This window comes from Streptomyces diastatochromogenes (assembly GCF_002242805.1).
Taxonomy (GTDB): domain Bacteria; phylum Actinomycetota; class Actinomycetes; order Streptomycetales; family Streptomycetaceae; genus Streptomyces; species Streptomyces diastatochromogenes.
Map to the genome: position 1 here is coordinate 136,657 of NZ_MCGQ01000042.1, position 9,678 is coordinate 146,334.

Here is a 9,678-nt window from a genome sequence, read left to right on the forward strand (position 1 = left end):
GTCCCGTCAGCCGTGTTTGACGGTGATCGTCACTTCGTTGCCTGGGGAGGCCAGGATCCATGCCTTGCCGGTGGTCCTGCGTAGCATCACCGCATTGCCGTCGGTGGTGATCCGCCATGGGCCCGGAGGCAGGGACAGTTCTGTCAGCCGGGAGCCGTGGCGTGCCGCGGTGTAGGTCAGCCGGTATACGGCATCGGCGGGGCTGTACGAGGCGGAGCGGATCGTGCCCGCGACTGCCTCCGCGTACGGTTCGGCGGTGAGCTCCTTGTTGGTGCGGAAGGCACCGGATTCGTCGACGGCGCAGTACCCGCCGCCGTAGCACCAGACATAGCCTGCCCAGCCCGAGCTGTAGCGGCCGAGCGAGTCCATTGCGTCGTGGTAGAAGCGCTTCATGTTCGGCAGGGAACTGTTGAGTGGACCCCATTCCCCGACCACGACCGGGACCTTGTACTGCTTGGGGTACTCGGTGACGGCCTGCTCGTAGGCCTCGATCCAGCCGGCGTTGGGATCGTAGTCGGCGCCCGCCTCCATGGCGGCGTTGTAGAAGTGCGGCGCGTACACCGCCTTGGCATCGTCGATGCGTCCGAGGCCGGTCGCTACGCCCTCGCCCACGATCGGGGTGGGTTCGAAGAAGATCCAGGCGTCCTTGTCGGCCGAACGGACCGAGTCGGCCAGGCGGTTGTACATGGGGGTGAGCTGATCGTGCTCGATCCGGCGGGCGGCCGTCGGCAGATCTTCCCCCTGGTGCAGCTCGCCCATGGGTTCGTTGATGAGGTCGTAGCCGAGGAGGGCCGGGTGGTGGGCGAAGTGTTCCGCGAGGACCTGCCACGCCCGGGCCTGGGCGCGTTGGAGGTCCTGGTCCTGGTAGAGGTGGGTGAAGGCGCGCTGGACGGCGGGCTCGAAGTACTCGGCGAACCAGTCGTCCGGGTGCGCGGTGAAGGGAAGTCCATCGGTTCTGGTCGCCCACTCGGGGATGCCGCGGTGGCCGAAAGCGGGTCCGAAGACGTCCTGGTGGGCGTCGATCACGACCTTCATGTCATGTCGGGCGGCCCAGTCCAGGATGCGTTCGATCTTCTGCAGGTACGTCTGGCTGTAGCGGCCGCGCCGCGGTTCCAGGTCGTCCCAGAAGACCAGCAGTCGGGCGAAGTTGAAGCCCTTGGCCCGCATGTCGCGGAAGTGGCTCTCGGTGATGGCCGACAGAGCCCTTTCGCCTCGGTTCGTCTTGTCCTCCACGTTCCAGCCGCGCAGGGTGAGGACACGCCCGTACCGGTCGGTGAGTGCGGGTATGCCGTCCGTGGCCTGCCGGGGGTGTTCGCTTGTGGGGGCGAGCAGTGCAGCGACAACTGCGCTCGCCGTCAGGGTCGTTCGCAGCACCACGGGAGACCTCCGGGCCGTCGGGTTCGAGGTGCCGCGCATCCCATCAGTAGCCGTGGCCTGGCTTCAAGTGGTCGTACAAGCCGTTTCTCGCCTCCGTACCCCCTGCGCGAGGGCGACTTCGTAGGCCTCGCGGTCGTGATGGCGGAGGAGCGCGAACGGACGGTGGCAGAGTTCCTGGCGTCGATCGAGGAAATCGCGCAGGAGAAGGGGTCCGGCGAGGACGGCGACCTGACTGCGCTTCCGGTGATCCGGGCCCTGCTGGTGAATCAGGAGAACGCGGCCGAGGTGATGGGGAGAACCTTCGCGCGGGACCCAGGGGAGCTTCAAGATCCGGGAGGCCCGGTTCGGGACGGACGTCGTAGACACGCTGGTGGACCTGGACGACATGCTGAAGAACTTCATCGAGGCGTGAGCGCCCGTGTGTCTCGTCACCCGCGTGGGTCTTGTTCGAGTCGGGAGTGATCTCGCACGCTCGAGGTCGGAGCTCCGGCGCGGAGGAGGACCTCGTGCCCGTTGAAGCCGAAGTTCTGGCCCTGCCGAGGACAGCTATGACGCAGGTGGCCCCCGGTGGGAGACCGTGCTGTCTGACGCCGTGCCGGCGATGCCGGACGGTTCGAGTCCGCTCGTCGCGACGTGGAACCTGCGGGTGTTCGGGTACGTGACGAAGGCGTGACAGTCCCAGGAGGGCGCCTTGCCGCAGCGGAACTTCACCGACGTGCACCTCATCGCCGTGGCAAACCGCCGCTTCGACGTCGTGGCAGTGCATTCGTTCTGACCTGCGGGAACCGACGTCCCGCCAGTCTTCGAGGGGCGTGGTGAACGGCAGGCCTTAACCGTCTTGTTGTCCTTACGTCTTGACGTTTCTCGTAGTTTCCGCGTTTGCTTCCGTCACTGGGTTGCCATGATGCTCCCTCATTCGGAAGGCACCTGACGTGAGCGCTCGTACCACCTACAGGACCCCTGTGCGTCATTTCGCGATAGCCCTGACCGCCTCCGCGTCGGCTCTCACACTCACCGCGTGCGGCGCCTTCGACGACGTCGGCGGGAGCGGCGGCTCCGCATCCTCCAAGAAGGGCGACGACATCACGGTGGGGCTGCTCCTGCCCGACAAGGACACGGCGCGCTTCGAGAAGTTCGACTACCCCATCATCAAGAAGGGGGTCGCCTCCCTCACACACGGCAAGGGCAAGGTCGTCTACGCAAACGCCGAAGCGAGCCCGGCCACGCAGAGCCGGCAGTTCCAGCAGATGGTGGACGAGAAGGTCGACATCGTTGTGGTGGACGCGCTGGACGCCAAGGCCATCGCGCCGGATGTCCAGAAGGCGAAGGACGCCGGCATACCGGTCATCGCCTACGACCGGCTCGCGCAGGGCCCGATCGACGCGTACATCTCGCACGACAACGAACTCGTCGGCGAGGTCCAGGGCCGCGCCGTCATCGAGGCGCTCGGCAGCAAGGCGGCAACCAGCAAGATCGTCATGATGAACGGCGACCCTGCGGACCCGAACACGGCGAAGTTCAAGCAGGGCGCCCTGAGCGAACTCCAGAACAAGGTACAGATCGCCAAGGAGTACGACACCGACAAATGGTCGCCGGCGGTCGCCAAGGCGAACATGAAGAAGGCGATCCAGGCCATCGGCCTCAACAACATCGCCGCCGTCTACTCAGCCAACGACGGCATGGCGGGCGCCGTCATCGACGCGCTGAAGGAGGCGGGCGCCACCAAGATTCCGCCGGTGACCGGGCAGGACGCGAACTTGGACGCGGTGCAACGGGTCGTCTCGGGCGAGCAGTACATGACTGTGTACAAGTCGTTCCTGGACGAGGCCACCCATGCCGCGGAGATGGCGGTGGACAAGGTCCAGGGCCGCGACATCCGGTTCGACGCGCTGACCCGCGACACGGTCGACAGCCCGACCAAGAAGAGCATCCCCGCGATGCTCGTGCCGGTGGTCGCCCTCACGAGGGACAGCATCAAGGACACAGTGATCGCGGACGGCGTCTACTCCGTCAAGGACATCTGCACCCCGAAGTACGAGGCGGACTGCGCTGCAATCGGCCTGAAATAGCGCCCATCCTCCGCCGAGTGCCATCGCATGCCCCCTCCGGGCAGTCAAGGCCCCTGACGTCCCTCTCGCCCGACCCGGGCGGTAGGGCGGCACCTGGGTGAGGGGGCATCTGCTGGAGGCGTTCGTCCGGGCCGCGGCGGGCAGCGGGGGTCGCGTCAAAAACCCTCATCCGCCCCGCCGGCGGCCACAACTTCCAGACCTGGAGCGGGATGTACCCCGACGCGCTGGGCTGGCTGAGCACACAACTGTCCCCGCCCGCCGCGGGCCGGTAGGGGTCAGAGCGAAAGCGCGCCTGAGAGCCGGACCGGGCACACCGGGCGGACCGGGAGCGCTTCGACGCTGTTGCCGATGAAGCTGCGCTGGCGGGGCAGTTCGGCCTCGGGGACGGCGAGGTCGAGGTCCGGGAAGCGGGTGAAAAGCCGTTCCAGGGCGATCGTGGCCTCGAGGCGGGCGAGCGGGGCGCCCACGCAGTAGTGCACGCCCTGGCCGAAGGAGAGGTGCCGGGCCGAGCCGGGCCGGGTGACGTCGAAGCGGTCGGCGTCCGGGCCGTGGAAGGCCTCGTCGCGCCCGGCGGCGGTGTAGCCGGCGAGGACCGGGGTGCCCTGCGGGATTACGGTGCCGCCGAGGGCCAGGTCGCGGGTGGGGTAACGGAAGGGGAACCAGCTGACCGGGCCGTCCCAGCGCAGCGTCTCGTCCACCACGTCCGACCAGGTGGCCTTGCCATCCAGGACCAGCGCCAGCTGGTCGCGGTGGGTGCACAGTGCCCGTACGGCATTGCTGATCAGGTTGAGGGTGGTCTCGTGGCCGGCGACCAGCATCAGTCGCATCGTGCCGATGAGTTCGGCCTCGCTGAGCCGGTCGCCGCCGTCCTCGCGGGCGGCTATCAGGGCGCTGGTCAGATCGTCGCCGGGGGCGGCCCGGCGCGCGGCCGCGATCGTGCCGAGCAGCTCGACGAGCTCGCGTACGGCGGCCATCACCTCCGCCGGGGTGGTGTCGGTGGCGATGATCACCGTGTACGTGAGGTCGTGCAGCCGGCCGCGGTGCTCGGGGTCCACGCCGAGCAGCTCGCAGATGACGCTCATCGGGAGCGGGAGCGCGAAGTGGGTGCGCAGGTCCGCGATGCCGTCCGGGTCCTCGGCGGCGGCTCGGCCGAGGTCGTCGAGAAGGCCGGCTGTCAGCTCCTCGATGCGCGGCCGCAGCCGCTCCACCTGGCGGGCGGTGAAGGCGTTGCCGACGAGGGAGCGCAGCCGCCGGTGGTCGGCGCCGTCGGCGGTGTGCATGCCCTGGGCGTCGGCGAAGACCCGTAGCGGCCAGTCCGCGGGGATCGTGCCGTCGTTCAGGGCCGGGCAGTGGCGGGCGTCCTTGGCCACGTCGGGGTGGGAGAGGAACTCCTTGAGCGCGTCGTGTCCCAGGACGACCGCTGCGGGCACCCCGCCCGGCAGGACAATGTCCGCAACGGGCCCACGGGCCCGCAGATCGGCGTTCAGGGCGTGCGGGCAGCCGCCGGCGGGGTCGACGACGTGGGCGGGGGCGTGGGAGGACAAGCCGGGACTCCTGACCGTATGAACGAATACCACCCAACAGTGCGGTGTCGAGGCCCGGTTGTACAAGTCCGTCCCTCCGACGCCACGGCCGAGGGCCCGGTCCGTCCAGTCCGCTGACTTCCGAAGCCGGGGACCGGCGACTCCAGCCTCGCCTTCCGTTTGCGGAGCCGGGGTCCGGCACATCCAGCCTCGCCGGCGTCTGAGGCACGCTGCCAGTGACTGGGTGCCGAGGGCATAAACGACCGTTCAAGGCGCCCACATCACCAGCCCCTGTCCAACAGGATGTTCGCCGGCTTCAGAGCTTCGGGAGGGAGAAACGCGCGGGTTCGCGGATTCCGGGAGTGGCGAGACGACCAACCCGGTCGCCGGCCCACCGTTGGAGGTGGCGCTGGGAGCGGGTTTGACTGGCCATTGAGCACTGGGCCGGCCAGATGAAGATCCGTACCTTGGGCTCATGATGGATGAGGGAGAGCCGAGACTCTTTGTGAACCGGTGGGGGAACACATTGGACCCGGCACCGGGGGGACGCGGTTCCCATCGGGATGTGTGCGTGTGCTTCGACCAGGTCAAGCCACATCCGCGAGCCCGTGTCGGTTTCCATGCCGAGCGCCAGGACACTTCGGCCGCTGGGTGGCAACGTCTGCTGGAGCTGATCGACGAGGCTGCAGACGACGGGCGGGAGGAGTTCCGTCCTCTCGTCGAACTCAGTGCCGAGGAACGACGGCAGGTCATCACCCTGCCACCGAGCATCGCCAAACTGACGGCGGTCAAGCGCTTGGTGCTCTACGGCAGCAACTTGGTCCGAATACCGCCTGAGATCGGTGCAATGAGCAGCCTGGAGGAGTTCACCCCCTACACCTCGTACCGGCTGCACTGGTTTCCCTACGAGATCACCCGATGCTCCCAGCTGGCCCGGAGCACAGTAAGCACCCGCGCTCTGTTCGGTAACTACAAGTTCCGCCCTCCCTTCCCCCGGCTGCAGCCCTGGCAGGACTCCGTTGCTGATCTCGACCTGAAAGAGCTTGATGCCCGGCGCTGGGGAACCACAGCCATCCGCGGCTGCAGCGTCTGCGATCGGCCGATCGAGCAGGGCGGGCTCCACCAAGTGTGGATCTCTCTGCGGGTGGCCACCGATGTCCTGCCTCTCTTGGTCAATGCCTGCTCGGCAGCTTGCGTTTCTGCCCTTCCCTCCGGCGCCGAGGACTACGTGCAGCTGCCGCATACAGGCGGCAGAGTCAAGCAGCCACCGTCCGACTGGGACTGATCTCGTTCATGTGCGCGCCGGCGTAGTGGCGCACGGCTCCGCCGCTGTCGGAGTACTCGTCGAAGTGCCCGGCCGGGTACACGCGAACATGATCAATGCGTCGTACACGACGACTGTGCCGGGGTCACGCAGCGATCAGTTGACCGGCGGAGCAGGGCCGTCAACCTACGGCTTTGGCTGTACGGCCGCTGCGGGCAGGGCAAGGACGCGCGCGAGGGCGGCGATGACGGGGGTGCAGTGGTTGGGCAGGTACGAAGACACCCAGTCAGCGGCCAGTGCAAGGAAGTTGGTCAGGTCATGCTCGGCGCCGTCGAGCAGGTGGCGGAGCTCGGTGACGGACAGCACGATCACCGGGCTGTCGTTCTGCTCGGCGTCGACGGTCAAACGGACGGTGTCGGCGAGGCGCTCGGCGAATGGATCGGGGTCGTGGCCGAAGGATGCTCGGCCGCTGCCGTCGACGACCTTGCGCCAGTCACGCCAGTCTTCCAGCCCATTGCAGCAGCCGGGTAGGAAGGTGGTACCTGTGGAGCTGTCCGTGACTCGCATGCCACCGGCCGCGAAGAGGTTGTCGAAGGTCAGCAGTCCGTGCAGGAACGATCCGAGCGGGTCGGCGGGCCGAGGCGGCCGGTCGTCATGTTCAGGGTCGATGTCGTTGCAGCCGGCGATGCGCATCACCGCTGTCCCGACCTCGGCGGGGGCGAGCTCACCGCTGAGTGGCAGGTAGCTGAACGACTCGATCTCGGCGACGGGCCAGAGGGCAAAGCCGTCAGAGGGGTGGATCTCCAGGACGGGCTGCATCACGATCACCTGGGAAGTGTTCCGCATCCCCCGCCCATATCGCCTCCCGATTACGCCGAGCATTCGCGCGCCAACAAGCCCGAAGAGGGATGGAGGCTGGGCACTTTCCGTTGTACCGCCCTGTGCGCATACACATGCACGACGACAGCCGCACTCTTCGTCGCTGCGATTCGCTCAGCAACTGGACGGTCAGCGGAGCGGTCGGGCCATCCGCTCCGGATACGCCGCGGCGACGTAGTGCATGGCGGTCTGCGCGGTGATCCCGAAGAGCCGCATCAGCCTGAGGGGATCGCCGGTGGCGAACGCCTCATTGAGCATGCGGTCCCGTCGCAGGCCGACGAGTGTGACGTTTCTTGGGGAGGGTCTTGCGAAGCAATGCTCTGCCGACCACCGGATGATCCGGGTCGAGGGCGGTCTTCTGGCTGACTTCGCGGTGGGAAAGGGCGACCGCACGGCGGGGCGATGTGCGCGTGCCCCTCGCGGCGGTGCGACGGGTGACCGTCGAACCTGGGGCGCGTCGAGAACCAGGCGTGCTGCCACCTCGTGCACCTCTCGTTCGCAGGTGCTCCCGGCGCTTCCAGCACGCCATAAGTCGCGCATCCGCTCATTCACAGTGCCCAGCGGCAGTTGAAAACTCGTGACGATCCGCGGCACCCTCGGGCTACCACCCCACCGGCACGGTCGCCGCGGGCAAGGACCCGCAGCGTTTCCTGGCCGACTCGTGGGGTCCGCTCCGCGGAGTCGCACGGAGTGCCGGTCGCGGATGCGCCGGTGCTGCCCAGCTTCCCTCAGGCGAATCCCCAGCTGAGCTTCATGGCGGCGGCCTTGGCCATCGCGGAAGAACCAGGACCGGGTGGCATCCGGCCGTGCCGGTCAGCCTGTGCCAGGGTTCGCACAGCTTCCCGGTTGGTTCGGTGCCGGGCCGGCCATCGATTCGGCGAACCGGCGGCGGGCCGGAGGGAGAGTCAGCAGCGCACGCAGGGCACCGTCACGGAGGTGCGCCGGAGGGCCGGACCGCTGCGTCCAGGCGGTGGTGGCCAGGTGCGTGCGGGTCAGAACACCCCAAGCCTCGGCGCGTCGCGCGCTCCTCCATTGCGCCAGTCCGTCACGCCGCCCCCGGCCGGCCAGGGTGTCAGGGAGTGCGGAGGCCAGTGTGGCGGCGTCACGCAGGCCGAGGTTGAGGCCCTGGCCCCCGATGGGACTGCATACGTGGGCGGCGTCACCGATCAGAACGATGTGCGAGGACGTGCTGCGCGACGCGATCCGACAGTGCGTGCGAAAGCTGCTTGCCCACCGGCAGGCCTGCGCGGTGGCGGTCCACCCCCGCGCGGCCGCCTCCTGGAGCAGGGCAGAGGAGACTCCCTGCGTGCCGTCCGGTGGGCAGCCGACGGTGAACGCATGCGTGGCGGGGGAGGGGTGGTGCTGGACGATGCGGACCCAGCCGTCGAGATGCATCGGCAGTACCACCAGCAGGCCTCGCCGACTTGTGATCATGTGGATGCGGTCGAGCGGCAGGGAGGCGGCGCTCACCTGCAGATCGGCGAGCGTCCAGAGGCCAGGGTGCGTGTGGCCGCGGAAGGCGGTGCCGGTCACCGACCTGACGGTGCTGGAGATGCCGTCCGCGGCGATGACACAGCGGGCCCGCAGCGCGCCCAGTCCCTCGACGCCAAGGAGCACTCCGAAGGGCTCCTCCCGCACCGAACGCACGCTCACGCCTCGGTGCACGGACACACCGGACTGTGCGGCCTCTTTGTCAAGGATCCCTTCGGTGGCGCACTGGGGCACGGTCAGGACGAAGGGGTACGGCGAACGCAGCCCCGCGGTGCTGACTTCGCCGAGCCGGGATGCGCCCGAGCGCATGTCCACCGCCGTGACCCGGCGGCCGAGGGGCATGAGCAAGTCCGTGAGACCGCTGGGAGCAAGTGCTTCCAGGGTGCGGGCGTGCAGATCCGTCGCCCGGGACTGCGTCACCGGCTCCGGACGGCGCTCCACGACCCGAACGTCGAGTCCCTGCCGCGCCAGCAGAACGGCCGCCGTCAGGCCGACCGGGCCCGCCCCCACGACGACCACATCCGAACGCATGACCGTATTCTAGGTGGTGTTGCACAGGCGCCGACCGTGAACTCCTCAGGCTGTGGCGGGATATGCCGGCAGCGGTGAGCGCCGAGCGGATCGACCGGGACCGCGGGATGCACGGTTCTCAAGTTGGGGTGCTGGTGGAGCCGTATGAGACGTAGGTCGGCACAGGGCTCTCCGAGATATTGGTGCACTTGCCCGCGCAGCTTTGTCCAGCACGAATGAGGGATTGTAAGTCCAGAGCCAGAGCCCCTGGTCCGCGTATGGTCCGGATCTTGGTTGTGGGTCGGTCAGGGTCGGGGTGCGGCCGCTCGTATGTCCGAGCCGACATCGGCGAGGCTGGGGTCACCGGCGCCCGGTGACGTTCGTCGTGAAGTTGTCCACTGTGACCGGCGCCGGGGCGGGGTGACGCACCGAGCCGGCTCCGTCCTGGTCAGGTGTCCCGGAAGATGCCAGTCGGGCCCGTGACCTGCCGCCCGCCACTGCCACTACCAGAGACGCAGCTCAGGAAACGAACCGCTGCTGGAGTACTTAGAGGGCGTTTTGCTCC

At 68.1% G+C, this 9,678-nt stretch carries 7 protein-coding genes; 2 read left to right on the forward strand and 5 right to left on the reverse strand.

Going from position 1 to position 9,678, the window contains the following annotated elements:
* Nucleotides 1-6 precede the first annotated feature (6 nt).
* Nucleotides 7-1,416, reverse strand: coding sequence for a cellulase family glycosylhydrolase (locus BEK98_RS38400; protein WP_208643353.1), 1,410 nt, complete (start codon nucleotides 1,414-1,416; stop codon nucleotides 7-9).
* Nucleotides 1,417-2,339: 923 nt separating this feature from the next.
* Here BEK98_RS38400 and BEK98_RS38410 point away from each other — a divergent pair.
* Nucleotides 2,340-3,446, forward strand: coding sequence for a sugar ABC transporter substrate-binding protein (locus BEK98_RS38410; protein WP_094221384.1), 1,107 nt, complete (start codon nucleotides 2,340-2,342; stop codon nucleotides 3,444-3,446).
* Nucleotides 3,447-3,721: 275 nt separating this feature from the next.
* On the opposite strand, the gene BEK98_RS38415 is transcribed toward BEK98_RS38410, so the two are convergent.
* Nucleotides 3,722-4,990: a cytochrome P450 family protein gene (locus BEK98_RS38415; RefSeq protein WP_094221385.1), complete on the reverse strand. Its 1,269-nt coding sequence runs from the start codon at nucleotides 4,988-4,990 to the stop codon at nucleotides 3,722-3,724.
* A gap of 550 nt (nucleotides 4,991-5,540) precedes the next feature.
* Here BEK98_RS38415 and BEK98_RS38420 point away from each other — a divergent pair.
* On the forward strand, nucleotides 5,541-6,254 hold the full coding sequence (locus tag BEK98_RS38420; protein WP_094221386.1) for a hypothetical protein: 714 nt from the start codon (nucleotides 5,541-5,543) through the stop codon (nucleotides 6,252-6,254).
* 165 nt (nucleotides 6,255-6,419) lie between these two features.
* Here BEK98_RS38420 and BEK98_RS38425 read toward each other — a convergent pair whose 3' ends face one another.
* The 3 genes from BEK98_RS38425 to BEK98_RS38435 form a co-directional block, all read right to left on the reverse strand.
* Complete coding sequence (locus tag BEK98_RS38425; protein ID WP_208643356.1) at nucleotides 6,420-7,052, reverse strand: hypothetical protein; 633 nt, start codon at nucleotides 7,050-7,052, stop codon at nucleotides 6,420-6,422.
* Nucleotides 7,053-7,241: 189 nt separating this feature from the next.
* Nucleotides 7,242-7,370, reverse strand: a complete 129-nt coding sequence (locus BEK98_RS51025) for a hypothetical protein (RefSeq protein ID WP_279635502.1) — start codon at nucleotides 7,368-7,370, stop codon at nucleotides 7,242-7,244.
* 555 nt (nucleotides 7,371-7,925) lie between these two features.
* The gene (locus tag BEK98_RS38435; RefSeq protein WP_094221388.1) at nucleotides 7,926-9,134 is read right to left on the reverse strand and encodes an FAD-dependent oxidoreductase; all 1,209 of its coding nucleotides are present in this window, start codon (nucleotides 9,132-9,134) and stop codon (nucleotides 7,926-7,928) included.
* Nucleotides 9,135-9,678: the final 544 nt, after the last annotated feature.

What these genes read in the sequence shown, in the direction of transcription:
- BEK98_RS38400 (WP_208643353.1), bottom strand. Translation starts at nt 1,416, where the DNA reads ATGCGCGGCACCTCGAACCCGACGGCCCGGAGGTCTCCCGTGGTGCTG.
- BEK98_RS38425 (WP_208643356.1), bottom strand. Translation starts at nt 7,052, where the DNA reads ATGCAGCCCGTCCTGGAGATCCACCCCTCTGACGGCTTTGCCCTCTGG.
- BEK98_RS38435 (WP_094221388.1), bottom strand. Translation starts at nt 9,134, where the DNA reads ATGCGTTCGGATGTGGTCGTCGTGGGGGCGGGCCCGGTCGGCCTGACG.
- BEK98_RS51025 (WP_279635502.1), bottom strand. Translation starts at nt 7,370, where the DNA reads ATGCTCAATGAGGCGTTCGCCACCGGCGATCCCCTCAGGCTGATGCGG.